We start from the raw sequence: 23,607 nt of genomic DNA, 5'->3' as shown, positions 1-23,607 counted from the left end.
CAATGAATCTGGCTGATTTCCATTTTATCCGAGGCTATTACCTGCTGCTTCTCATCCCCATCCTTGCGCTGTGGTGGAGGATCAGATCCAAACCGCTGGCAGAAACCAAACTGCCGACAGGGATCGCCCCGCATCTTGCAGAAGCCTTGTTGCTGGGCAAAGAAGACACCCGGCGCACGCAGCCCATTGATGCTGCGATGATCATTGCAACGCTTGTCATATTTGCGGCCTCAGGTCCAACGTGGTCACGCACACCCAACCCGCTGATCGCGGACACTGCCCCGTTGGTGATCGCTCTCAAAGTCACCGATAGTATGGAAAGCTCGGACCTTGCGCCATCCCGGCTGGATCGGGCACGGTTCAAGATTTCCGATCTGATCAACGAACGCGCCGGTGCTCGAACCGCCCTGATCGCATATGCAGGAACGCCGCACCGAGTTGCCCCGTTGACAGAAGACGCGAATATACTCCGTCCGTTGCTTGAGGGGTTGACGCCCGCGGTAATGCCGAAGGATGGCGATGCCGCAGCCGATGCGCTTGAGTTGGCTCAGTCCATTCTGAATGACAGCGATAGCCCGGGCGCTGTGTTGTTCGTGCTCGACGACCTCGATCCATCTCAGGTATCTGGGTTAAGCTCCTCGAATACTGAAATTTTCTTTCTCACTATGCTGCCTGTCGGTGGTCGAATTGCTCAGTTGGACAACATCCAAAATGCATCGGTGGTGGCGTTTTCGAACGACGACCGGGACGTCACTCAGCTGACGCGCCGTATTCAATCAGCCTATACTGCCGCCCTGGATGACGATGATCGCCTGGACTGGCAGGATAAGGGCTGGATTCTGGCCTGGCCTGCTGCACTGCTGTCTCTGCTGTGGTTCCGAAAAGGCTGGGTGGTCCGATGGGCAATTCTGGCTTTGATTGTGTTGCCCACATCCGGAGCGCGCGCAGAAGGATGGAGAGACTGGTTTTTCACCCCCGACCAACAAGGCCAGATTGCGATGAACCAAAAACGGTTTGGTGAAGCGGCTGAGGTGTTCGAAGACTCATATCACAGGGGGTATGCCTATCTCAGGAACGGTCAATACGCCGAGGCATCGTCCGTTTTTTCCAAGCTGGACACGCCGGAAGCTGCGTTTGCCGAAGGTATGGCCCGAATAAGAAACCGCGAATATCGCCCAGCCATATCGGCGTTCGAGGCAGCTTTGGAACGTCGTCCCAACTGGCCTGAAGCCCAGCATAATCTCGATGTATCCAAAGCCATCCTGGACTATGTCGAAACGACGCGCGAACAGTCCGATACAGGGGAAGAGGCTGGCATCGGTGCAGATGATACGGTGTTTGACAACGACGCAGCACGCGGCAGTGACACCACGGTTCAAGCCGCCAAAGACGGGCCGCAGTCACTGTCCGCCGACCAGTGGATCAGTATGATCGACACCGATATGCAGGATTTTCTGAAAAACCGTTTCCTATTGGATAATCAGGAGCAAACAGAATGAGATACCTTGCTGTCTTCATTCTGTTTCTGCCGCTTACCGTGTCTGCTCAGGACAGCTCAGCTTATCAACCTCGGGTGTCAGTAGACGTCCCGAACGAAGCCGTCATCGTAGGCCAACCCGCAATTGTTCGCATCAAGGTTCTGGTTCCGACCTTCATGCCGCAACCGCCCACCTTTCCATCACTGGAGCAGCAAAACATCCTGGTTCGCCTGCCTGAAAGGGCTTCGGGTCCGGTAAGCGAAACGGTGGACGGAGAGACGTGGTCGGGGGTGCAGCGCAGTTATCGCCTGTATCCGTTGGCACCAGGACCGGTCGCGTTCGAAGCGCAAGAGGTTGTCGTGACATTTGCCGATCCGCAGTCCAATGAACCGGTCCAGGTTTCTGTGACGCTTCCTCCCATACAGCTCAATGCAGAAATCCCAGATGGCGCTCAAGGGCTTGACCCGCTTATCATCGCAACCGGTTTCTCTCTTGATCAGAAGCTGGACGGTCCGACCGATATGCAGGCCGGCGATTCCATCACGCGTGTGATAAGCGCGCAGATCTCTGGCACCACAGCTCTGACAATCCCAGCGCTGACGCCGCAAGATCAAAGCCCACTGCTTCGTGCCTATCCCAAAGAGCCCCGGTTTTCAGAAACAGAAGACCGAGGCGTCCTGTCCGGGCAACGTGTCGAAGAAACCGTGTACATCGCCCAAGATGGCGGCGACATACAATTGTCGGCGGTTTCGATCGACTGGTTCAATCTGGACACCGGTCAGATCGAAACGGCATCACTTACCCCGACCCAGCTTACACTGGCTCCCCCCAAACGACAGCTGCCTGACGCGCGGGCCGTCCTCAAGTCCGCTCTTTATCTAACCGTTGTTGTATGTGCGCTTTGGGCTTTTGGGCGATTTCTGCGCCCTCGCTATGAAACCTGGAAAATTGAACGGCAGCGCAAGTACCTTGCCTCGGAAAAGTATGCCGTCGATTCACTGCGGGCAGCTTTGCAATCGCGGAACTTGCCAGCGGTTTATCAGGCATTGGATCTCTGGAAGTCACGTAGCGCTCACCCTGAGCGTTCCCTGGATCTTGAACGCAATCTGATGCAGATCGGTGCAGTGCGGTATTCATCGACCACCACAAACGGCCCGGAAGACTGGGACGCTGCCATGCAAAACCTAAATGCGTTGAACAGCTCAAAAGAACGAAAGAGCGAATCCTTGCCGCCACTCAACCCCTAGGTTTCAACTTTGACAGCTGCTGATCAGTTTGCGCCTGTCGATCAACCTCAGTCGGCCATAGCCCAATTCCACGAGGCCCAGATCCGCCAGGTGATGCAGATGTCGGTGCAACGTCGGCTGAGATACCGCAACCATTTCAGCAAGTTCTTCCTGAGACACGACAATCCACCCATCTGATTTCAAAGTGCCTTCGTCAAGATGCAACAGACGCAGCACCAGACGCTTTTCAGACCCCGTAACCGCAAGGTTGGCCATGATGCGCAGTGCCGTCTTCATGTTTTCATGGGTCAACGCATAGAAATCACGAATGTATTCCGGATTTTTCTGAACCAATCTTTCCACGCGGAAACTCGGAAAAAACAACGTGCGGGTCTTTTGCGTTGTCACGACGCTCACCAGTCGTTTCGCCTCGGCGAAAAGCGCAAGATCCCCGATCCAGAAACCCGATCCATCCTGATGCAAGACAAATTCCTGTCCGTCATCGGCAGGTGCGGTGATCTGAAGCGCGCCTGAAAGCACCGCGAAAATACCATTGGCCCGGTCGCCGTGGTGGTAAAGGGTTTCTCCGGAATCGAAGGCTCTGTGAATTGCGACGGTCATAAGATCATTCTGAAACTTTGAATCGCGCGCGCCAAACCAGTCGGTTTGGGTCAGAATCCGCATATCCCCATCAGAATCAAACATTTGTATCTTTCAAAATGATCATATGATAAGTTTTCGATACGTTTCATCGCATAAAATAGCTGCGTTCGCTGCTCGAACAAGTATCTGTTTTTTATTCGGGCAATCAACAACTTGCTTGCAGCTGCAAAGTATAAGCTAGCGGCTTCAAGTAAACTTCACGTTTCAGGGTCGTTAAGACTCGATTAATCAGGAGCACTTCATGTCATCTCCACGAATGATTGCAGATAATTGGCGCAGAACACTGCGCCGGTTCGCAGTGGCGACCGTAACTGTTGCCCTTGCCGTGCCCGCCTGGGCGCAGGATCAAAAGCCCAATATTCTTGTGATATGGGGCGACGATATCGGTCAATCCAACATCTCGGCTTATACCATGGGTCTGATGGGATATCAGACACCCAATATCGACAGGGTTGCCAAAGAAGGCATGATCTTTACCGATTATTACGGTGAACAATCCTGCACGGCTGGTCGGTCCTCGTTCATCATGGGCCAGTCTGTGTTCCGTACCGGATTGTCCAAAGTTGGTTTGCCAGGCGCAAAAGAGGGCATGCAGGTTGAAGATCCAACGATTGCCGGCCTACTAAAAGCTCAAGGCTATGCAACCGGTCAGTTTGGTAAGAACCACTTGGGCGATCGGGACGAGATGTTGCCGACCAATCATGGGTTTGATGAATTTTTCGGAAATCTCTACCACCTGAACGCCGAGGAAGAGCCTGAAAACGAAGACTACCCCCAAAACCCGGAATTCCGCGAACGGTTCGGTCCGCGCGGGGTCATAAAATCCAGTGCTGACGGGATGATCGAAGACACCGGCCCGTTGACCAAAAAGCGCATGGAAACGGTGGATGACGAAACGGTTGCGGCCGCGCTCGACTTCATTACGCGCAAGACGGAAGAAGGTGTTCCGTGGTTTGTTTGGTGGTCGGGCACCAGAATGCACTTCCGTACTCATGTCAAAGACGAAATGCGCACGAAAGCCGACGAAATCGCCGGCAAGCATATGGATGAATACCAAGCAGGTATGATCGAGCATGACATGCATATCGGCCAGTTCCTTGCCCTGCTGGATGAACTTGGGATCGCGGATAACACGATCGTACATTATTCCACCGACAACGGCCCGCACATGAACACCTGGCCGGATGCGGCAATGACACCGTTCCGTGGTGAAAAGAACACCAACTACGAAGGCGGTTGGCGTGTTCCGTCAATGGTACGCTGGCCCGGCAAAATCGACGCCGGCTCGGTCAGCAACGAGATCATGCATCACATGGACTGGTTGCCGACCTATTTGGCGGTTGCGGGAAATCCAGACATCAAGGAACAGCTGCTTGAAGGGATCACCGTAGCCGAAGTTGGCGGCGGACGAGACTACAAAGTGCATTTGGATGGATACAACTTCCTGCCTTACTTGACCGGTGAAACAGATGAAGGCCCGCGTCACGAGATTTTCTACTTCTCTGACGATGGTGACCTGACTGCGTTGCGGTATGATGACTGGAAAGCAGTGTTTCTTGAGCACCGCTATCCGCAGACTTTGCAAGCCTGGGCTGAGCCCTGGACCGAACTGCGTATTCCGTTGCTCTTCAACCTTCGCCGCGATCCGTACGAGCGGGCCAATATCACTTCCAACACCTATTGGGATTGGTATATAGACCGTGTTTATTTGCTGCTGCCTGCGGCAGAATATGTGGGCAAGTTCCTGGAAACATTCGAAGAGTTCCCTCCGCGTCAGAAGCCGGGCAGCTTTACGATTGGCGACGCCAAGGACAAGATCTTCAGTCAGGTCGGCTCCAAGTAAATTCGCGACACCTGAACCCGCAGCACCTGAACGGCGCTGCGGGTTTCTTGTTTTGACAACGGTATTTTTACCAAAACATGCGTCGAAGGAAACAAGCCATGACAAGAGCGCCCCTAGCATTGGCTGTTGCAGTCGTACTGAATGGATTTGCAAGCGTCACGGCATCCGCAGATCCGCTGCCCTCATGGGCGGTCTCGGAAACGCGGGACCGTATCGTTGAATTTGTCGAGGCGGTGACGGACCCTGAAAACGCAAGCTATGTAACCCCGGCAGCCCGGATCGCAGTATTCGACAATGACGGAACACTCTGGGCTGAACAGCCGGTGTATTTCCAGTTCATTTTCGCCATGGACAGGCTTTCTGAGCTGGCGGAACAGGATCCTTCGATCCTGTCCACACCTGCTTTGAAAGCCGCTGCCGAAGGTGATCTTGCGACCGTTCTTCAAGGCGGTCACGATGCTTTGATCGAAGTCGTCAACGCATCGCATTCCGGAACCACTGTCGAGGCGTTTCAGGCAGCAGTCGCGCAATGGCTGGCCGAAGCCAGTCACCCGGACACCGGATTGCCTTATGACCAGATGACCTATCAGCCCATGGTCGAGCTGTTGCGCTATCTGCGGGACGAAGGGTTCAAGACCTATATTGTCTCGGGCGGCGGCATTCACTTCATGCGGGTCTTTGCGGAACAGGCCTATGGCATCCCGCCGGAACAGATTCTGGGCACCTATGGAAATTCGACCTTCGAAGATGTCGATGGCGTCCCGACTGTCGTCAAGGCCCCCGGGATTGCCTTCATCGACGACAAGGAAGGCAAACCCATCAACATCGAACGCACAATCGGCAAACGCCCCATTCTGGCCGGCGGAAATTCAGATGGAGATTTCGCAATGCTGGACTGGACAACCTCAGGCGACGGACCACGTCTGGGGGTTCTGATCCACCATACGGATGCCGAGCGGGAATGGGCCTATGATCGGGAAAGCCCGATTGGGCGGTTGGTTGACGGTCTGGATCAGGGGCCAGACAAAGGCTGGGTCATTGTCGATATGGCGAAAGACTGGTCGCGGGTCTACACTGGAGGAAACTGAACGGCCCGAAAGACTTACCGCCCATGTGGACATTGCTTGTATCCATCTTTGTTTTTTCGCTATATGCAACTGCATTTGTGTTTTCGGTGCGCGCTGCACAAACCGCGCGCACCCCACAAGGAGCCGTTGGCTGGGTGGTCTTTTTGGTATCGGCGCCAGTCTTTGCGGTGCCGATGTACCTGTTTCTGGGGCACCACAGGTTTCGCGGCTATCGCATCTCGCGCCAGCAAAGCGAACGGGTGGTCGAAGGGATCAAGACCTTTGCCGACTATTCCCGACCTGATCCGTCCACGATGCCGATCAATCCACGACCATTCGAGTTTCTGGCCCACCTTCCGGTATCCAGTGGCAATGGAGCACAGCTCCTGATCGATGGTCAGGCAACGTTTGACGCCATTTTCGAGGCGATAGACGAGGCCAAGAACTATATCCTGATCCAGTTCTACATCGTCCGAGACGACGCGCTGGGCCGCAAGCTTCAGACCAAGCTGATCGAGACCGCGAAACGTGGGGTGCATGTCCGTTTCATGATCGATGCTGTCGGCAGCTATGGGTTGCCAAGCACCTACCTGGACACGATGCGCGATGCGGGAATTGACGTGGCCGACCCTCGCCGTCAACGCGGCCCGAATTTCCGGTTTCAGCTGAATTACCGAAATCACCGCAAAACCGTCGTTATCGACGGTGAAACAGGTTTTATCGGCGGTCACAACGTGGGCGTTGAATACCTGGGAGAAGACCCGCATTTCGGCCATTGGCGCGACACGCATATCAAAATGACCGGCCACATCGTCCGGCAATTGCAGCTCATCTTCACCGAAGACTGGCATTGGGCCCGTGATGAAGACCTGATTGATGACCTAGACTGGGCAGGTAGCGTGGCCGAGCAAGACATGAATGCCCTATTGGTGGCCACCGGACCCGGAGACGAAACCGAAACCGGCGCCATGATGTTCTTTTCGGCAATCGCCGAGGCGAAAGAAAGATTGTGGATCGCATCGCCCTATTTTGTGCCAGACATCGACGTCATGACCGCCCTGCAACATGCAGCGATGCGCGGGGTGGACGTTCGTATCCTTGTCCCGGATGTGATCGACCATCGGCTACCCTGGCTGGCTGCTTTTGCCTATTTCGACGAAATCCGCGACTGCGGCGTGCGTGTGTTCCGTTATACGGACGGCTTCATGCATCAGAAGGTGTTGGTGGTTGACGACACGCTGGCCGCGGTCGGCACGACAAATCTGGACAACCGGTCCTTCCGGCTGAACTTTGAGGCAATGGCCCTGTTTTTCGATTCTCGCGCAGCGCTGGCTGTTGATCACATGCTGCGTGCGGATTTCGAGGCAAGCTATGAATTGACGCGCAGTTTGACCCAGCAACCACCGTATATCCGGTTTGGCGCCCCCTTGGCGCGGTTGTTTGCGCCAATCCTTTAGGAAAAGAATTTCTCCTGAAAGACGCGCGTCATCATCGCCACCAGATAAGCGGTCGACAGACCAAAAGCCAAAAGACCTGCAACCGAGGCAAAGGATCCGAAGATACGCAAACCTTCGCCCAAAACGATATCGCCGTATCCCAGAGTGGTAAACGTCACCAACGAGAAATAGATGGCCGAGTTCCAATCCGGCAGAACCTCAAGCAACACCCATACGATGGCCCAGATCCAGACCTGAATCGTATGCGTGGCAACGATAAACGCCAAAGACACTGCGATCGGTGCTGCCGTTGCGAAAAACACTCCTTTGGCGGACCATTTCTCATCTCGTTTAATGATCGTGACAGTACACCAGGTTAACAAAAGAATCTCGACCACGAAGCAGAGCGCCAGAAAAGTACTGCCCAAAACGATCTGATGCAGCAACGTCATGTTTTTCATCCTGATTTACGATAGTGGACCGTCCGGGCAGAATGACCCTTTGAGGTGAAGGGCACAACCCCGGCGCTCGTGATGGCAACCTGCGGCGAATGGAACCGGGTGCGGGTCCGCACTGGACAGTTTGGAATTCCGTTGCACATCCTTGGAAGAAAAAGGCCAGATCATGCTGTTGACCATCGACCGTGTTCAGAAAACCTATCCCGGCGGGCGTCCGGTTCTGCGTGACGTGTCGCTGACCCTTGATCACGGGCAAACTCTGGCCCTGACCGGAGAAAGCGGCAGTGGCAAAAGCACTCTGTTAAACCTTGCCGCTGCACTCGACTGTTTCGACAGCGGTGAAATCACTCTGAACGGTACGCCTCTGTCCCCTTTGGACGATGCCGGTCGGGCCGAGTTGAGGCGCAGGCAGGTCTCGCTGGTGTTTCAGCAGTTCAACCTGATCCCATCCCTGACCGTTGCGCAAAACCTCTCGTTTCATGCCCGCCTTGCCGGTGCCGAAGATGCTGGGTGGACCGCACAGCTGATCGAACGTCTGGGCCTGTCGGATCTTTTGGACCGATATCCCGAAAACCTGTCCGGCGGGCAACAGCAACGGGTGGCGATTGGTCGTGCGATGGCTGCGCGCCCGAAACTGCTGCTGGCGGATGAGCCCACGGGCAATCTGGATGAAACCGCCAGCGCAAAAGTACTGGATCTGATGTTGGCACTGGTGGCCGATACCGGCGCAGCACTTCTGTTGGTCACCCATTCCCAACAGATAGCGGCCCGCTTGGATCGAAACGTCCAGCTATGCGGTGGTCGCATCCAATGACAACTGCCATCATTCAGGCTTTGATGTCACATTGGCGGGTGCACTGGTTGCAACTTGCGACGCTTTTGACAGGCATCGCGTTGGCCACGGGTCTTTGGTCCGCGGTTCAGGCCATCAATGCCGAAGCACGTGTAAGCTATGCCCGGGCCAACGCGCAACTCGCCCTTGGACAGTTCGACGAACTGCACGATCCATCTGGTTTGATCCCGGTCACTCGTTACGTTGATCTGCGTCGCTCAGGCTGGCAGGTAGCGGCCGTTCTGGAAGGCCCCTATCGGATCGCAGGCCGCACTTTGCGTCTGATGGGCGTGGACATGGTCGCCTACCCCGCCTTGCCAGCTATGACCGAGGCAGAGCAAAGCGTCGCGCCGCCCGAGCCCGCTGACATGCTGACCGCTCCGGGGCGCCTCCTGATCGCGGAAGAACTCGCGCCTCTGTTCCGCGACCAAAGCAACCTTCCTCCCGTTTCATTCACCACGGCGCTGCCCCCTGATGTTATTCTGACAGATATCGGCGTAGCGGAAACCTTGCTGAACCAACCCGGTTTGATTTCGCGCCTCATTGTCCTGCCCAATCAACCGCGTGATCGCCCCCCCCTGACCGAGATCGCACCTGAACTGGAGCGCTCCGGCCCCTCCTCGCAAGTCGATACCGCACGATTGACGGACAGTTTTCACCTGAACCTGTCTGCCTTTGGTCTGTTATCCTTTGCCGTCGGCCTGTTCATCGTGAACGGTACTGTCGGGCTGGTCTTTGCCCAACGCCGCGGCATGATCCGCACATTGCGCGCGCTGGGTGTTTCCATGCGGCGGCTGGTCTTTTTGATCCTGACTGAGCTGACGGTTCTGGCCCTGATCGGTGGATTCATGGGGTTGCTGCTTGGTTTCTTTCTGGCCGGAGCGTTGTTGCCCGATGTCGCCGCGACCCTGCGCGGCCTGTACGGTGCCCCTGTGACCGGAGAATTGACGATGCATCCGCATTGGGTATTTGCCGGGATCGCCATGGCACTCTTCGGCACCCTGATCGCCAGTGGCCATGCGCTGTGGCGATTATCTCGTATGCCTCTGCTGGCAGGGCCTGGTGTCCAAGCCTGGCAGGACAACGCGGGCGCACGCCATCTGGCAGGATTACTTGGCGTGGCACTGATCACCGGAGGTACTATCGCCTATCTCGGCATCGGTGGATTGGTGGCCGGCTTCATTCTGTTGGCCGGGTTGCTGACCGGTGCTGCGCTTTTGTTACCATCGCTTCTGACCTTCGCGCTTTCTGTCTTTTCCCACAGGGCATGCGGTGCCGTGGCGCAGTGGGTCTGGGCCGACATGCGTGCACAATTGCCCGGGCTGTCGCTTGCTCTGATGGCCCTGTTGCTTGCGCTTGCAGCAAATATCGGTGTGGGCACGATGGTTTCAAGTTTCCGGCTGACCTTTGTCGGCTGGCTCGACCAACGCCTGACTTCGGAGCTCTACCTGACCGTCCGTGACGAAGAACAAGGGCGCGAGATCACCGAGTGGCTGCGACCACAGGTCGACGCCATCCTGCCAATTCGCAACGTGGAACTGTCGCTCGAGACAGGACCATTGTTCTTGTACGGGGTCGTAGATGATCCGACCTTTCGGCAGCACTGGCCCTTGATTTCGGCAACCGCGACCGTTTGGGAAGACGTCATGGCCGGAGACGCGGTTCTGATCAACGAACAACTGGCACGGCGCGCGAACCTCTGGCCCGGAGATACGCTGACGCTATCCCCGGATCACGCGTTGACCATAGCCGGGGTGTATTCGGATTATGGAAACCCGACCGGGCAAGCCATTGTTTCGATGGCCCAGCTTGACCGCATCGCGCCGGGGGCAGAGACCCGACGGTTTGGCATCCGTTTGAACCCCGAGCAGGCGAGTGAAATGGCGCAAACCTTGCGGGACCGTTTCGCCCTGCCGCGTCAGGCCGTGGTTCAGCAGGCCGCCATGAAGGCTCAATCGCTGGCAATCTTCGAGAAAACCTTTGTCGTCACTTCCGCGTTGAATATCCTGACCTTGGGCGTTGCAGGTTTTGCCATACTTACCAGCTTGCTGACCTTGTGGACACAACGTTTGCCGCAAATCGCCCCGGTTTGGGCACTGGGGATGAACCGGACCCAATTGGCACAGCTGGAGCTGCTGCGCAGCGTGTTGCTTGCCGCTCTGACCGCTTGTCTGGCACTGCCGCTGGGTCTGATCCTTGCCTGGGTTCTTTTGGCAGTGATCAATGTACAGGCCTTTGGCTGGCGGCTACCGATGTTCGTCTTCCCGTGGGATTGGCTCTGGCTGTTCCTGCTGACCCTGCTGGCCGCCCTGATTGCCGCCACCCTGCCCGCGCTGCGTATGTTGCGTCTGCCCCCTGCCGATCTGCTGAGAGTGTTCGCCAATGAACGTTAAAGCCCTTTTGGTCATTCTTGCGCTTCTGTGCCCATCGCCGCTTTGGGCACAGGGCTATGCTGGTCTTGGAGGATCGGCCGAAGGATTCGAGATACCACAGGCGGGGTTCGAATTCGACTTTCCCAAAGATCATGGACCTCATCCCGCCTATAGGATCGAGTGGTGGTATCTAACGGCCAACGTCAAAGGCGAAGACGGGCGCGACTATGGCATTCAATGGACCCTTTTTCGGTCCGCCCTGAAACCGTTTCAAGCTGATGGCTGGCAAAGCCCGCAAATCTGGATGGGCCATGCGGCGGCCACCACGCCCAAAGCCCATTACTTTGCTGAACGCCTGTCGCGTGGGGGGATCGGGCAGGCAGGTGTTACGGCGCAACCGTTCGAGGCCTGGATCGACGAATGGCGCATGGCCGGACCGGATCTTGACACCCTGACCCTGACAGCAAACGGCACAGAGTTCGGGTATGATCTTGCGCTGACGGCACGAGGCCCGTTGGTGTTTCACGGCAACGCCGGCCATTCGGTCAAATCAGCCAACGGGCAGGCCAGCTATTATTATTCGCAGCCCTTCTACTCAGTCGAGGGCGTTCTGCATCTGCCGGACGGTGATATGCGCGTCACTGGTAAGGGCTGGCTGGACCGGGAATGGTCTTCGCAACCCTTGGCCGAGGATCAAACCGGCTGGGATTGGTTTTCTCTCAGCTTTGAGGACGGAGACAAACTGATGGCCTTTCGCCTGCGCGGCGGTCGTGGCGATTTTACTTCGGCCACATGGATCAATTCAGACGGCAGTACCGAGGCGATCCCCAACGGATCCGTCAGGCTTGAGCCGCTTGCGACCAATCAGGTCGCCGGGCGCGAAGTCCCGACGCAGTGGCGCGTCCTGCTTTCAAGTCGAGGCATAGACGTCGCGGTAACTGCCCTGACGCCAGACGCGTGGATGGGTACGCGTTTCGAATACTGGGAAGGCCCGGTTACAGTCACAGGCAGCCACGAAGGCGTTGGTTATCTGGAAATGACAGGCTACTGAAACAGCTGCTGCACAGATGCTTCCTGAACTATCCGACGGCAGCGGACTGCCGTCGGCGTTTCAACACAGTTGCGTACTGGATATGATTTCGCGGTCAGCGCACCACGTAAACGGAAACGTTGGAATGCCGCACCACGCGCGCGGCGTTCGGACCAAGCAGGTAATCCTTGAAGTCCGGTTTGTGAGCACCGATCACGATCAGGTCGGAATCGGCGCTTTCGGCCGTTTTCAGGATCTCCTGATAGGCTGTTCCCGTCGCTACGACATGGCGGATTTTTTTGTTTCGCTCAGCACTCAGGGTCGATACGCACAGCGCAGTCAGCTTGGCTTGCGCTTCCTCCAATGCCTTGTCGTGAAAACCGGATTCAAAAAAACCCGACACCCAGCTTTCCCCGAAATCAGGCAACACGGTCACGACGTCAAGTTGCGCCCCTTCCATATCCGCCAGCGCAGCTGCTTTATTCAGGACCGGCGCATCAATCTCGCCGTTGCTGATATCAACGGCACACAGAACAGAACGTGTCATGCGGGCACTCCTTGTCTTGCGGCACGACCGCGTTGCAGGAAAGCGATAAGGCCGAGAAGGATCATCGCCGGGATATAAACCAATTGCTTCGGCGGCTGGCTCGACGGCAGACTGACCGAAGTCAGGCGCACGGCCTCATCCCCATAGTAATCGAAGATTCCCAGATCGTCGGCCACAGGTGTGCCGAACAGCGGCTCTTCAAGCTTGACCAACCCATCCTCGGGGATCAACAGCAGGCCCATTGCCTCGACCCGTGCGGCTCCGCCTTCCTCTTCTCCGACGGTGACGACGACGGTGGTATCCACCATCTCGAGCGTGTCGAAATCAGGTCCGGAAACCACCAACCGTACCTCCGTTCCGGGCGGAGTTTGACCGATTGTCTCTTCGAACGCGGCCGGATCAACCGTTTGGAATGGAGGCGCGATGCGGTCCATGAAGAAGTCCGGCCTGAACAGGGCGAATGCCACGAAAATCAGGGCGATGCTTTCATAGATCCGGCTGCGGGTCAGGAAATACCCCATCGTTCCAGCCGTAAACACCAGGATCGCTATGGTCGCGAAAATGGCGACTAGAATCCCCTCAACCCACGTTACATCGATCAGCAGGAGATCTGTGTTGAAGATGAAGACAAAGGGCAGCGCCACGGTACGCAGGCTGTAGAAGAACGCCGTGAAACCGGTTTTGATTGCATCGCCGCCCGACACAGCCGCAGCGGCAAAGCTGGCCAGTCCGACCGGAGGTGTCACGTCGGCCATGATCCCGAAGTAGAAAACGAACAGATGGACAGCGATCAGGGGAACGATCAGCCCGCTTTGCGCACCCAGTTCAACAACCACCCCAGCCATCAGCGAGCTGACAACGATATAGTTCGCCGTTGTCGGCAAACCCATGCCCAGGATCAGGCTGAGCAGCCCGACCATGACCAGCATCAGGATCAGATTGCCGCCCGACAGGAACTCGACCAGATCGGCCATCACCTGACCAACACCCGTCAACGTGACGGTTCCCACGATCACGCCCGCGGTTGCCGTGGCAAGCGCGATGCCGATCATGTTGCGTGCCCCGTCGATCAGTCCTTGCCACAGGTCGGCAACACCATCGATAAAGCTGTTGTATAGGTTGCTCTGCCCTCGGAACATCGCTTTCAGCGGCTTCTGCGTCAGCAGGATGACAAACAGCAGCGATGTGGCCCAGAAGGCAGACAGGCCCGGTGACTTCTGTTCGATCATCAGGAAATAAACCAGAACGATGATCGGCAGCAGGTAATGCAGACCTGCCTTGTAGATATCGGCGATAACCGGCAGCGTAACCTCTTTTGCGTTCGGATCGTCCGGTTCCAAGTCAGGCACCTGGGCAGCCAGATACAGCAGGGCGACATATACCGCGCAGATAATCAGGCTCAGCACCAGACCGGCCGCCGACGGCACCAAGCTTGTCACGGCATCCACGGGGAATTGTGACCCATAGCAAAGACCTGCAAAAACCAGGAAGAACCCAAGCATCCCCACCACGGTCCGCGCCAGATGCACATCGCGGTCGCCCAGTGTGGGCATGTTCCGCTTCACCGCCTCAAGGTGCACGATATAGACCAGCGCGATGTAGGAAATCGCGGCAGGCAGGAAGGCGTGGGTGATCACCTCGACGTAAGAAATGCCCACATATTCAACCATCAGGAATGCAGCGGCCCCCATCACCGGCGGCATGATCTGCCCGTTGACCGAGCTGGCAACCTCGACCGAGCCCGCTTGTTCACTGCTGAACCCGACACGTTTCATCAACGGGATGGTGAATGTGCCGGTGGTGACAACATTGGCAATCGACGAACCCGAGATCAGGCCGGTCGCAGCCGAACCCACAACCGCCGCCTTGGCCGGACCACCACGCAGGTGGCCCAGGGCCCCAAAGGCCATCTTGATAAAGTAGTTCCCTGCCCCGGCTTTATCCAGCAATGCTCCAAACAGCACGAACAGGAAGACGAATTTCGTGGAAACACCCAGTGCGATACCAAACACGCCCTCTGACGTGATCCACATGTGGCTCATCGCCTTTTTCAGGCTCGCGCCCTTCCAGCGGATAACTTCAGGCACCCATTCTGAGGCACCGAAAAAGACATAAGCCAAAAATATCGTTGCAATGATTGCCATGGCCGGGCCAAGCGCACGGCGCGCAGCCTCGAACAGCAGGATCAAGCCAAGCAACGCAACCCATTTGTCGGTGTCGTCAGCCAAACCGCCCGCATTGACGATCTTGTCGTAGAAGAAGTAGCCGTACAGCGCGACGAACGCACCCACCAATCCCATGATCCAATCCTGAATCGGGATATAGTTCCGGGGGCTGGATTTGAGCGCAGGATAGGCCGCAAAAGCCAGAAATAGGGCAAAAGCCAGGTGGAATTGCCGTGCATTGTTCACGACGCTTCCGGGCAAGACATAGTTCGCCAGGGGCGAAGCCAGAACAACTTGAAATATTGACCAGATCGCGGCCACGATCGCCAGGAAAACGCCCACGTTCCCGACCGGATTGCGCCCTCCTGCGTCAGAAGATGCAACCAGATCCTGAAGCTCTTCTTCGGAAAGCGGACGATTGGATTGAGTGTCGGAATTCATCAAATGTCTCCCCGTCGCGGCCATTTTTCGGCCATCTAAACCCCGTTTCTTACGGGTTTTGTGCAGGGCGCCCTTGGGCGCCCTGCGTCAGGTCTGGTTTACTGAATCCAGCCTTTTTCTTTGTAGTACTTCTCGGCACCCGGATGCAGCGGAGCCGACAGGCCGTCCGCAATCATCTCTTCGGGCTTCAGGTTTGCAAATGCCGGGTGCAGCTTTTTGAAATCATCGAAGTTTTCAAAGACCGAGCTGACGACCGCATATACAGCATCATCCGATACATCTGCCGAGGTCACGAAAGTTGCTCCGACACCGAAGGTCGCGGTGTCACCGTCCGAACCACGGTACATGCCACCGGGAATGGTTGCGGTACGGTAGAACGAGTTGTCGCCGACCAGCTTGTCCACGGCCTCACCGCTGACGTTCACCAGAACCGAGTCACAGGCTGTGGTGGCTTCCTGGATCGAACCCGAGGGGTGACCAACGGTGTAAACCATCGCGTCGATCTGGTTGTCGCACAAGGCTGCCGACTGTTCAGCCGCTTTCAGCTCGGTCGCCAGTTCGAAATCGTCGGTGGTCCAGCCCATTTCGCCCAACAGGACTTCCATGGTGCCGCGCTGACCGGAACCCGGATTGCCGATGTTGACGCGCTTACCCTTCAGGTCTTCGAAGTTGGTGATGCCGGAATCGGCACGGGCCACGACGGTGAAGGGCTCGGGGTGGACCGAGAACACGGCGCGCAGGCCTTCGAACGGGCCAGCTTCTTCGAATTTCGAGGTGCCGTTGTAGGCGTGGTACTGCCAGTCAGACTGGGCCACACCAAACTCCAGCTCGCCTTCGCGAATGGTGTTGATGTTGTAAACTGAACCACCGGTCGATTCGACCGAGCAGCGCACGCCGTGCTCTTTCCGGCCCTTGTTGACCAGACGACAGATCGCGCCGCCGGTCGGATAGTAAACGCCGGTTACACCGCCGGTACCGATTGTAATGAACTCTTCGGCATATGCCGCCGGAGCCAAAAGGGCTGCCGTGACGAAGGCGCCGACGCTCAATTTGCTGCTGTTTTTCATTTGTTAACTCCCACTTTTTTGTCTGGCAGTTGGAAATCAGATTGATCGCCTTGCTCAGAGAAGCGTGCCGATAATACAAACCGGCCCGCATCGCAACGGCTACAACTCTTTGAATTTTCCAATTTCTCCCAACCCTTGTGAGGTTTCATTCAGATACCCTCAATGTCAAGGCCAGCACTTGCCTGACCTGCGTCAATTCGCATATTTGAGGTTAAATCCTTAACTTTCCCCATCACTTCATCGGGTACAGTGTGGGTCCCTCCGAACGCTCCAAATCCAACACTTGACCTTCTCTCCGGCGCAATTCACCTCGAGACAGCGCGAACCGCGTCTCGGATGTGGTCGGAGGGCATGTCACGCTTGAACGTTCTGGCGGATCTGACAAGTGGTGCATCAGGACCAGCTCGATCGAGAGCGAAGCCACGTTCTATTCTGTCGAAGATGAGATGACCTTTCTGCTGATGCAGGACGAGAAAGTTGTGGCTTTCGTAGCAGATTACAGAACACCTCAAATACGACATGAAGATCAAAGGCGGGGTCAGCAGTTTGATCAAGGCTTCTGGGCTGTTTGCTGACGCCTTTGCGGTTGATATGTTGGGTGTGGTACCAAGGAGAGACTCGAACTCTCACGCCCGTGAAGGCGGGGGACCAAAACTCTATCAACTTTGTTTAATGATGCCTACAAATAAGGGGCAGCGTCCTGAAGACGATCACATTGTCGGAAAGCAGGATTGACGCCTGGCTGATCGCGGCAATACTGGTCGGAACTTTTTGCATTGCGATATTGTTTTTTGTCATAGCTCGAAGAACGGGGCCAGTAAGGGCAAGGCTTGCCGATGGAAGAGAGACACTTCGAGTGACCACAGAAGCTTGACGGCGTGGGGTTGTCAAACATGTAAACTGACGGCCTACGCAGGTACAGGTGGAACGCCTGCTGGTTGCCTTCGCAGTTCCAAACCGCGCGGATTGTAGGGTTTTGAAAATAGGGGGAAATATGATCGAGATTACTTTTACTGTTTTGTTGGTTCTTTGCATTCCGTTCGCGGCTTATCATTTTGGTCTTGCCAGCAGTATGCGTGATGCCACGTGTTGTTTTCGTACGGCAATTGCGGTTTTGACACTCTGGTCGCCTGTGGCCGTCATGGCCCAATCACAGGAAGAAATCAGCTTGGCGAAAGCGACATTGTCCAGCCTGCAGGGCATTTCGTTCAAAAATGACACAGAATATTGTGGCTACCTTGCATATGATGCAGCCGGAAAACTCGTTGCCACCGCAGCTCAGCCAGGTGACAATGAAAGTTGCGTTTGGGATCAAGATGAAGATGGCATGGCACTTGTCTTGTCTTACCACACGCACGGGGGGTTTGACCCAGAATACAGTGCTGAAGTTCCGAGCGTTGCCGACATTGAGGCAGACGAAGATGAAGGTATCGACGGCTTTGTAGCAACGCCTGGCGGACGCTTGTGGTACGTTGATACGGAGCGAATGGAAGTACGACAAATCTGCGATATCGGATGCTTGCCGAAAGACCCCAATTTTGTTTCGGGTCTCGAGGGCGAAATCTCCTCAGTCTATTCTTATGAAGATCTTCTTGATTACGAGAGTGATTAGGTTGGGACAAGAACACCACGAAACCTTTGTTCTCCATTAAAACCGTAGATCACAATCGGATGCCTTCGGCGTTTCTGAATGTCCGCACCTGGGCTCGCTGAAAAAGCTCATCGGTCTCGGATTTCATTGACGACTTGAGCTCAAGAAGTTGACTTAGCACCTGCAGCGAAGGTTAGCTTGATGACCAGCCTGTCTTCACTTCGCTTCAAATTCGCAGGACATGCCACGCATAATCGTACTTGAGATCAACGACTCACGATTGAACAATCACTTTTTGCTGCCGGAACAGAACGGGGTCAGAACGTGAGAGTTTAAGTCGAAAGTGTGAGCAAGCCAAAACCCCGAAAAGAAAAAACAGAGGGTAGGTTCTCCTAACCCTCTGTTTTTACTTTGGTACCCAAGGCCGGACTCGAACCGGCACGGTATCACTACCGGGGGATTTTGAATCCCCTGCGTCTACCATTCCGCCACTTGGGCCACGGACACTGAATTAGCGCTCATCCAAGCGAAGGTCCAGAGGCAAAAACCATCCAATAATCCATTTGTTTCAACCTCGGCTGTTGACGGTCCGTCAGACGCATGGTTTGGCTTAGCTCCAGACCGAGAACGGGATTTGAGTGCTTTATGTTACGATCGCTTTATGACTGGACCATTCGTCTGGCCGAACACCCTCACGCGCTGTGGGCGCTGGCCATAGTGGCTTTCATCGAAAGTTCGTTTTTTCCGATCCCTCCGGATGTGTTGATGATTCCGATGATTCTGGCCCGCCCGTCCCGGGCATGGTTGATCGCAACCGTGGCGCTGGTGGCTTCGGTTCTGGGTGGCATGCTGGGGTATGCGATTGGTGCGTTTTTCTATGAAAGCATCGGGCAGCCCATTCTGGAATCCATGGGGAAAGCCCATGCCATGGAAGAATTCAATACCCGTTTCAACGACTTCGGATTCTGGGCCGTTCTGGCCGCTGGTGTGACCCCCTTCCCCTACAAGGTCATCACCATTATGTCGGGTTGGACCGGCATGCCGATTGGAACCTTCATAGCGACCTCGATTCTGGCCCGCGCCTTGAGGTTCTTCCTTGTCGCAGGCCTGCTCTGGAGATTCGGTGAGCCGATACGCGATTTCATCGAAAAGCGCCTGGGGCTAATGTTCACTCTGTTCATCATCCTCCTGTTTGGCGGATTTCTGGTGGTGAAATACTTATGACAAGACGTTCGCAACTTGTCGCACTGGCAAGTCTTGGATCATTGGCCCTTCTTCTGGCCGCTTTTGGCTTTCAGCATCTGGGCGGGCTTGCACCATGTAAAATGTGCATCTGGCAGCGCTATCCTCATGCGGTGGCCATCGCGATTGGCGCAGTGGCGCTGGTGTTGCCCAGGCTGCGCTTCCTGCCGTTGCTGGGCGCGGCAGCTGCGGCGGCGACTTCGGCTGTGGGTGCATTTCACGCCGGAGTCGAGCAAGGCTGGTGGGAAGGTCCAAGCAGCTGCACATCGGGTAGCATCAGCGGCCTGTCCACTGACGATCTGTTCGATCAAATCATGTCCGCGCCTTTGGTGCGTTGCGACGACATCCCTTGGGAGATGTTCGGCATCTCGATGGCAGGTTGGAACGCCGTTGCTTCTGCCATACTGGTGCTGATCTGGCTGGCCGCGTGGAAATCCCGGGCGGTTTAGAACTGATCCAACTCTGCATCCCAGTAAAGAAAATCGATCCAGCTTTCATGCAGGTGGTTCGGTGGGAATTTCCGTCCGATATTGCGCAGCGCTTCGGCATCAGGTTGGCGCGGCGGCTTGCGTAAGGTCATCCGGGCCTGGCGCAGCGATTTTGATCCTTTGCGCAGGTTGCACGGGCTGCACGCCGCCACCACGTTCTGCCAACTGGTCACACCACCGGCGGCCCGCGGCACCACATGATCGAAGGTCAGGTTGTCCCGGCTGCCGCAGTACTGGCAGCGGAATTCATCCCGCAAAAATAAATTAAAGCGCGTGAAGGCCACGCGCTTTCTGGGTTTTACATAGTCTTTCAAAACAACGACCGAAGGTATTCGGATTTCGGTGCTCGGACTGCGAACGACTTCGTCATATTCAGCCACGATATCCACCCTGTCCAACCAGGCGGCCTTGATCGCTTCTTGCCAGGGCCACAGTGACAGCGGGTAATAGGACAAGGGGCGATAATCGGCGTTCAAAACCAGGGCCGGGTGTTGTTTGAGCGTACCCGGCTCCCTTACAAATTCGGTCCTGAAGTCTCCGTCCATCACAGAATCGCTCCTCGCTCTCAGCTGCCCGTTTGTGACACCAGAGCGGGGAGCACCCGCCCCGGTCTTTTAATAACTATATATCGTGTTAAAGCTCTGACAAGCCCTGAGTTTCCACAATATGTCGCAGACTGGGTAAAGCGAATCCGTAACAGACACATGACAGTTATCCACAGCTTGCGCCAGGGGCGCCCTTCGGGCTATGCGCGGGTCATGTCCTGGTTCATTCGCTTCAACAAGCCATATAACGTGCTGCCGCAGTTTACGGACCGCGCCAATGCGGATAGCCCACGCAGCACGCTGTCCGATTTCATCGATCTGCCCGGTGTCTATCCGGCGGGAAGGTTGGACCGTGACAGTGAAGGTTTGATGCTGCTAACGGATCATGGAAGGCTGCAATCCCAGATTTCGGACCCAAGCCACAAGATGCCCAAGACCTACTGGGTTCAGGTCGAAGGCATCCCCGACGAGGCTGCCCTGAAAACGCTTCGCAACGGGGTCGAATTGAAGGACGGCCTGACCCGCCCTGCCAAGGCCCGCCAGATCGACGAGCCCGTGGCGCTCTGGCCCCGAACCCCACCGATCCGCGACCGCAAGACCGTGCCGGACAGTTGGATTGAACTGACCATCCGCGAGGGCAAGAACCGACAGGTGCGGCGGATGACGGCGGCAGTTGGCCTGCCGACCCTACGCCTGATCCGGTACCGCATCGGAGACTGGACCCTGGATGATCTTGAACCCGGGTGCTGGGACAGTCTGCCAATGCCGACGCTGAACGCGGCCTCGCAACGCAAGCGCGACCGTCGCCCGCGCCGGTGACAGACCCTGCCCTGATCTGCTAAACTGGGGTCATGAAGATAACGCCTGACATCCCGGCCCCGTCGGCCATTCTGGAAGCGGCGCTCTACGTCGACGATCTGGACGCGGCAGAACAGTTTTACGGTGAAGTTCTTGGGCTGGAGCGTATTCAACGTGTTGCTGATCGCCATGTTTTCTATCGCATCGGCGGATCGGTGCTGCTGATTTTTAATCCCGACAAGACCGAACAACCGCCCCTCAGCCCCGACATGCCCGTTCCGCCTCATGGTGCGCGCGGCCCCGGACATGTGTGTCTTGTGCTGTCGCGTGAGGACATCGCGGCGATGCGCAAACACCTTCTGGACTGGAATATTCCGGTAGACGCCGAGTTTGACTGGCCCGGAGGCGCACGGTCCTTGTATGTGCGCGATCCGGCCGGAAACTCGGTAGAGTTCGCCGAAGGTCACTTGTGGGACTGAACCTGTTCAAACCGTTTCGAGATTCTGTTTACCGGCGTGCCATCACGCAACGGCACTCCATAAGCGATCGAGTAATCCCGGAAACCCATTTTTTCATAATAACTTAGACCCGAAACGTTATCGGCCCGGATTGTCGCATTGATTGCACGAAACCCCAATGCGGCGGCCGTTTTGATCGTTTCCCGAAACAGGGCACGTCCAGCACCACGAAGTGCGGGTCTGCGACGTGTGAACGGGCGATGTCCGCGCAATCCTCAGGCAACGTGTCATGCGTACCCAACCACTGAAAGCCCACCACGTCACTCTGTTCATCCAAGCCAACGTGGCAGCATATCTTGTCCAAGCCTTCCAGATAGCTTTGCGCGAACAAAGGCTCGGAAAACGGAACCTCGAACGCGGTTGTGCCTCCAATCTCGATGACCTGATTGAGGATGCGGCACGCTTCGGTCACATCCTCCCGCATCATTGGTCGCACGACGATCACTTTTACAAGCTCAGTTTGTCGCGCATGAAGGCCAGCGCCACGCTGAGCCCATCCGGCGCGATACCGTGCCCCGTGCCTTTCATAACATGGGCATAGACCTCTTTGAAACCAGCAGCTTGCAAGGCTTCGGCCGCTTCCGGCAACGATTGAGGCGGGACAACGTCATCAGCGTCGCCATGCACCAGCAAGACAGGCATCCGGCTGACGGTTTCATCCGGCAGAAGATCGGGCTCCAGCAAACGGCCTGAAAAGGCTACAACCCCGGCCACGGGATCTTCCCGGCGTGGTGCGACATGCAGGCTCATCATCGTGCCCTGGCTGAAACCAAACAGAACAACCTGTTCGGGCAGCACATCTTCGTCCACCATCAGCGCGTCCAGAAAGGCGTTGAAGTCCTCGACAGCCATTTCCATGCCACGGCGGGCCTCATCCTCGGAAGACCCATCGATCCAGGGAATCGGGAACCACTGATACCCATTGGGCATTCCGGGGATCTGCTCGGGCGCGTCCGGGGCCACGAACAATGTGTCAGGCAGATGCTCGCCCAGTGGATCGGCCAAACCCAGCAGATCGGCACCGTTTGCGCCATAGCCATGCACGAACACCACGACCGAGCGCGTGTCTCCCGAAACAGGCTCTTTCCGGAGCGCATTCAAAACCCGTGTCATCTGATCCCTTCTCTTTGTTTTGCAACCCGGTAATAGGCCCACAGCACCCGCGCCGCAACCGAACGCCAGGGAGACCAGGCTTCGGCCATTATGCGCAATTTCTTGTCTGTCGGACGGTCAGGCAGGTCATAGAGGATACGCGCTGCTTCTTGCAGGGCGAGATCACCGGGTGCGATGACGTCCGCACGACCCAGTGAGAACATGGCATAGATTTCGGCTGTCCAGACACCGATACCCGGAACTTGCGTCAATGTAGCGACGACATCTGCGTCAGTTGCATCGCGCAGTGCCTTATAGTCGATGCGTGCTTCGGCCAGAGCCCGTGCATATCTGATCTTCTGCCGGCTCAGGCCAACTGCCCGCAGTTCTTCATCCGTCGCCCACATGATCTTGCGCGGGCCGGTCAGCTTGGCATCCCGAAGCCGTTTCCAGATCGCATTTGCCGAAGCCACACTCACCTGCTGGCTGACAATTGCACTCAGCAATTGCGCAAACCCGTCAGGGCGGCGGCGCAGCGGCAACGGGCCGGTCTGATCCATCGCGTAGGCCATGCGCGGACAGGATTGGGCCAGCCATTCGGCCCCTTCCGCAACACAGTCCGGTGTTTCGATGATGCGGCCTACGGACATGCGGCCTCCCTGCTCTGCTATCTCGGGCACGTTAGGCGCATGTGACGCAGATGCAACC

Annotated in this window: 23 protein-coding genes and 1 tRNA gene; 13 read left to right on the top strand and 11 right to left on the bottom strand. The window is 56.4% G+C overall.

Translation table 11 applies throughout. From position 1 onward, the window contains the following. Positions 1-2: 2 nt before the first annotated feature. Together AC2FFA_RS19270 and AC2FFA_RS19265 are read left to right on the top strand one after the other, a co-directional pair. A complete protein-coding gene (locus AC2FFA_RS19270; protein ID WP_496852827.1) occupies positions 3-1,499 on the top strand; it encodes a VWA domain-containing protein in 1,497 nt (498 codons plus the stop codon). Continuing rightward, positions 1,496-2,725, top strand: coding sequence for a hypothetical protein (locus AC2FFA_RS19265; RefSeq protein WP_496852826.1), 1,230 nt, complete (start codon positions 1,496-1,498; stop codon positions 2,723-2,725). The genes AC2FFA_RS19270 and AC2FFA_RS19265 overlap by 4 nt, the downstream gene beginning before the upstream one ends. 3 nt (positions 2,726-2,728) lie before the next feature. Here the strand turns inward: AC2FFA_RS19265 and AC2FFA_RS19260 are convergent, their stop codons facing one another. After that, positions 2,729-3,409, bottom strand: coding sequence for a Crp/Fnr family transcriptional regulator (locus AC2FFA_RS19260; protein ID WP_117868881.1), 681 nt, complete (start codon positions 3,407-3,409; stop codon positions 2,729-2,731). A gap of 199 nt (positions 3,410-3,608) precedes the next feature. On the opposite strand from AC2FFA_RS19260, the gene AC2FFA_RS19255 reads away from it, so the two are divergent. From AC2FFA_RS19255 to cls, 3 genes are all read left to right on the top strand, one after another. Beyond that, positions 3,609-5,210: an arylsulfatase gene (locus AC2FFA_RS19255; RefSeq protein ID WP_117868880.1), complete on the top strand. Its 1,602-nt coding sequence runs from the start codon at positions 3,609-3,611 to the stop codon at positions 5,208-5,210. A 98-nt stretch (positions 5,211-5,308) separates the two neighbouring features. Next, positions 5,309-6,298, top strand: a complete 990-nt coding sequence (locus AC2FFA_RS19250) for an HAD family hydrolase (RefSeq protein WP_496852825.1) — start codon at positions 5,309-5,311, stop codon at positions 6,296-6,298. 23 nt (positions 6,299-6,321) lie between these two features. Continuing rightward, a complete protein-coding gene (gene cls, locus AC2FFA_RS19245; RefSeq protein ID WP_496852824.1) occupies positions 6,322-7,734 on the top strand; it encodes a cardiolipin synthase in 1,413 nt (470 codons plus the stop codon). Here cls and AC2FFA_RS19240 read toward each other — a convergent pair. Further along, positions 7,731-8,165, bottom strand: a complete 435-nt coding sequence (locus AC2FFA_RS19240) for an ion channel (protein ID WP_117868877.1) — start codon at positions 8,163-8,165, stop codon at positions 7,731-7,733. The two genes, cls and AC2FFA_RS19240, sit on opposite strands and share 4 nt — an antisense overlap. 172 nt (positions 8,166-8,337) lie before the next feature. Between AC2FFA_RS19240 and AC2FFA_RS19235 the strand changes: the two genes are divergently transcribed. From AC2FFA_RS19235 to AC2FFA_RS19225, 3 genes are read left to right on the top strand one after another with little or no spacing between them, the layout of a single operon-like run. Beyond that, on the top strand, positions 8,338-8,985 hold the full coding sequence (locus AC2FFA_RS19235; RefSeq protein WP_496676055.1) for an ABC transporter ATP-binding protein: 648 nt from the start codon (positions 8,338-8,340) through the stop codon (positions 8,983-8,985). After that, positions 8,982-11,396: an ABC transporter permease gene (locus AC2FFA_RS19230; protein ID WP_496852822.1), complete on the top strand. Its 2,415-nt coding sequence runs from the start codon at positions 8,982-8,984 to the stop codon at positions 11,394-11,396. The genes AC2FFA_RS19235 and AC2FFA_RS19230 overlap by 4 nt, the downstream gene beginning before the upstream one ends. Further along, positions 11,386-12,426: a lipocalin-like domain-containing protein gene (locus AC2FFA_RS19225; protein ID WP_496852820.1), complete on the top strand. Its 1,041-nt coding sequence runs from the start codon at positions 11,386-11,388 to the stop codon at positions 12,424-12,426. The genes AC2FFA_RS19230 and AC2FFA_RS19225 overlap by 11 nt, the downstream gene beginning before the upstream one ends. A gap of 94 nt (positions 12,427-12,520) precedes the next feature. Here AC2FFA_RS19225 and AC2FFA_RS19220 read toward each other — a convergent pair whose 3' ends face one another. The 3 genes from AC2FFA_RS19220 to AC2FFA_RS19210 form a co-directional block, all read right to left on the bottom strand. After that, a complete protein-coding gene (locus AC2FFA_RS19220; protein WP_117868874.1) occupies positions 12,521-12,952 on the bottom strand; it encodes a universal stress protein in 432 nt (143 codons plus the stop codon). After that, complete coding sequence (locus AC2FFA_RS19215; RefSeq protein ID WP_117868873.1) at positions 12,949-15,558, bottom strand: TRAP transporter permease; 2,610 nt, start codon at positions 15,556-15,558, stop codon at positions 12,949-12,951. Before AC2FFA_RS19215 ends, AC2FFA_RS19220 begins: the two co-directional genes overlap by 4 nt. A gap of 98 nt (positions 15,559-15,656) precedes the next feature. Then, complete coding sequence (locus AC2FFA_RS19210; protein ID WP_117868872.1) at positions 15,657-16,625, bottom strand: TAXI family TRAP transporter solute-binding subunit; 969 nt, start codon at positions 16,623-16,625, stop codon at positions 15,657-15,659. A 994-nt stretch (positions 16,626-17,619) separates the two neighbouring features. Between AC2FFA_RS19210 and AC2FFA_RS19205 the strand changes: the two genes are divergently transcribed. Next, complete coding sequence (locus AC2FFA_RS19205) at positions 17,620-18,237, top strand: DUF4329 domain-containing protein (RefSeq protein WP_496852818.1); 618 nt, start codon at positions 17,620-17,622, stop codon at positions 18,235-18,237. Positions 18,238-18,628: 391 nt separating this feature from the next. On the opposite strand, the gene AC2FFA_RS19200 is transcribed toward AC2FFA_RS19205, so the two are convergent. Then, positions 18,629-18,714, bottom strand: a tRNA-Leu gene (locus AC2FFA_RS19200). Positions 18,715-18,861: 147 nt separating this feature from the next. Here AC2FFA_RS19200 and AC2FFA_RS19195 point away from each other — a divergent pair. Then, complete coding sequence (locus AC2FFA_RS19195) at positions 18,862-19,440, top strand: YqaA family protein (RefSeq protein WP_117868870.1); 579 nt, start codon at positions 18,862-18,864, stop codon at positions 19,438-19,440. Beyond that, positions 19,437-19,907, top strand: a complete 471-nt coding sequence (locus tag AC2FFA_RS19190; RefSeq protein WP_117868869.1) for a disulfide bond formation protein B — start codon at positions 19,437-19,439, stop codon at positions 19,905-19,907. Before AC2FFA_RS19195 ends, AC2FFA_RS19190 begins: the two co-directional genes overlap by 4 nt. Here AC2FFA_RS19190 and AC2FFA_RS19185 read toward each other — a convergent pair. Next, on the bottom strand, positions 19,904-20,491 hold the full coding sequence (locus AC2FFA_RS19185) for an HNH endonuclease (protein ID WP_117868868.1): 588 nt from the start codon (positions 20,489-20,491) through the stop codon (positions 19,904-19,906). The genes AC2FFA_RS19190 and AC2FFA_RS19185 overlap by 4 nt on opposite strands. Positions 20,492-20,704: 213 nt before the next feature. Here AC2FFA_RS19185 and AC2FFA_RS19180 point away from each other — a divergent pair, with 213 nt between their 5' ends. Then, on the top strand, positions 20,705-21,310 hold the full coding sequence (locus AC2FFA_RS19180) for an rRNA large subunit pseudouridine synthase E (RefSeq protein WP_496852861.1): 606 nt from the start codon (positions 20,705-20,707) through the stop codon (positions 21,308-21,310). A 32-nt stretch (positions 21,311-21,342) separates the two neighbouring features. Next, positions 21,343-21,768 carry a VOC family protein gene (locus AC2FFA_RS19175; RefSeq protein ID WP_496852817.1) on the top strand — a complete coding sequence of 142 codons (426 nt, stop codon included), beginning with the start codon at positions 21,343-21,345 and terminating at the stop codon, positions 21,766-21,768. Here the strand turns inward: AC2FFA_RS19175 and AC2FFA_RS19170 are convergent. Genes AC2FFA_RS19170 through AC2FFA_RS19155 form a run of 4 tightly spaced genes read right to left on the bottom strand, consistent with a single transcriptional unit; the run spans position 21,753 to position 23,549 of the window. Next, entirely contained in the window at positions 21,753-21,926 is a 174-nt protein-coding gene (locus tag AC2FFA_RS19170) for a hypothetical protein (RefSeq protein ID WP_496852859.1), read from the bottom strand. The genes AC2FFA_RS19175 and AC2FFA_RS19170 overlap by 16 nt on opposite strands. After that, entirely contained in the window at positions 21,872-22,243 is a 372-nt protein-coding gene (locus AC2FFA_RS19165) for a GNAT family N-acetyltransferase (protein WP_496852864.1), read from the bottom strand. Before AC2FFA_RS19165 ends, AC2FFA_RS19170 begins: the two co-directional genes overlap by 55 nt. A gap of 11 nt (positions 22,244-22,254) precedes the next feature. Next, entirely contained in the window at positions 22,255-22,920 is a 666-nt protein-coding gene (locus AC2FFA_RS19160; RefSeq protein WP_117868865.1) for an alpha/beta hydrolase, read from the bottom strand. After that, entirely contained in the window at positions 22,917-23,549 is a 633-nt protein-coding gene (locus AC2FFA_RS19155; RefSeq protein ID WP_299893608.1) for a DNA-3-methyladenine glycosylase family protein, read from the bottom strand. Before AC2FFA_RS19155 ends, AC2FFA_RS19160 begins: the two co-directional genes overlap by 4 nt. Positions 23,550-23,607 lie beyond the last annotated feature (58 nt).

It is taken from the genome of Ruegeria sp. YTSB088 (assembly GCF_059609825.1).
This window is presented reverse-complemented; position numbering and strand designations above follow the sequence as displayed.

Excerpts from the sequence above, each read along its gene's own strand:
- AC2FFA_RS19205 (WP_496852818.1), top strand. The coding sequence starts at position 17,620 with ATGATCGAGATTACTTTTACTGTTTTGTTGGTTCTTTGCATTCCGTTC.
- AC2FFA_RS19185 (WP_117868868.1), bottom strand. The coding sequence starts at position 20,491 with ATGGACGGAGACTTCAGGACCGAATTTGTAAGGGAGCCGGGTACGCTC.
- AC2FFA_RS19255 (WP_117868880.1), top strand. The coding sequence starts at position 3,609 with ATGTCATCTCCACGAATGATTGCAGATAATTGGCGCAGAACACTGCGC.
- AC2FFA_RS19155 (WP_299893608.1), bottom strand. The coding sequence starts at position 23,549 with ATGTCCGTAGGCCGCATCATCGAAACACCGGACTGTGTTGCGGAAGGG.
- AC2FFA_RS19220 (WP_117868874.1), bottom strand. The coding sequence starts at position 12,952 with ATGACACGTTCTGTTCTGTGTGCCGTTGATATCAGCAACGGCGAGATT.
- AC2FFA_RS19210 (WP_117868872.1), bottom strand. The coding sequence starts at position 16,625 with ATGAAAAACAGCAGCAAATTGAGCGTCGGCGCCTTCGTCACGGCAGCC.
- AC2FFA_RS19195 (WP_117868870.1), top strand. The coding sequence starts at position 18,862 with ATGTTACGATCGCTTTATGACTGGACCATTCGTCTGGCCGAACACCCT.
- AC2FFA_RS19160 (WP_117868865.1), bottom strand. The coding sequence starts at position 22,920 with ATGACACGGGTTTTGAATGCGCTCCGGAAAGAGCCTGTTTCGGGAGAC.
- cls (WP_496852824.1), top strand. The coding sequence starts at position 6,322 with ATGTGGACATTGCTTGTATCCATCTTTGTTTTTTCGCTATATGCAACT.
- AC2FFA_RS19215 (WP_117868873.1), bottom strand. The coding sequence starts at position 15,558 with ATGAATTCCGACACTCAATCCAATCGTCCGCTTTCCGAAGAAGAGCTT.
- AC2FFA_RS19180 (WP_496852861.1), top strand. The coding sequence starts at position 20,705 with ATGTCCTGGTTCATTCGCTTCAACAAGCCATATAACGTGCTGCCGCAG.
- AC2FFA_RS19265 (WP_496852826.1), top strand. The coding sequence starts at position 1,496 with ATGAGATACCTTGCTGTCTTCATTCTGTTTCTGCCGCTTACCGTGTCT.
- AC2FFA_RS19260 (WP_117868881.1), bottom strand. The coding sequence starts at position 3,409 with ATGTTTGATTCTGATGGGGATATGCGGATTCTGACCCAAACCGACTGG.
- AC2FFA_RS19230 (WP_496852822.1), top strand. The coding sequence starts at position 8,982 with ATGACAACTGCCATCATTCAGGCTTTGATGTCACATTGGCGGGTGCAC.
- AC2FFA_RS19240 (WP_117868877.1), bottom strand. The coding sequence starts at position 8,165 with ATGACGTTGCTGCATCAGATCGTTTTGGGCAGTACTTTTCTGGCGCTC.
- AC2FFA_RS19235 (WP_496676055.1), top strand. The coding sequence starts at position 8,338 with ATGCTGTTGACCATCGACCGTGTTCAGAAAACCTATCCCGGCGGGCGT.
- AC2FFA_RS19225 (WP_496852820.1), top strand. The coding sequence starts at position 11,386 with ATGAACGTTAAAGCCCTTTTGGTCATTCTTGCGCTTCTGTGCCCATCG.
- AC2FFA_RS19250 (WP_496852825.1), top strand. The coding sequence starts at position 5,309 with ATGACAAGAGCGCCCCTAGCATTGGCTGTTGCAGTCGTACTGAATGGA.
- AC2FFA_RS19190 (WP_117868869.1), top strand. The coding sequence starts at position 19,437 with ATGACAAGACGTTCGCAACTTGTCGCACTGGCAAGTCTTGGATCATTG.
- AC2FFA_RS19270 (WP_496852827.1), top strand. The coding sequence starts at position 3 with ATGAATCTGGCTGATTTCCATTTTATCCGAGGCTATTACCTGCTGCTT.
- AC2FFA_RS19175 (WP_496852817.1), top strand. The coding sequence starts at position 21,343 with ATGAAGATAACGCCTGACATCCCGGCCCCGTCGGCCATTCTGGAAGCG.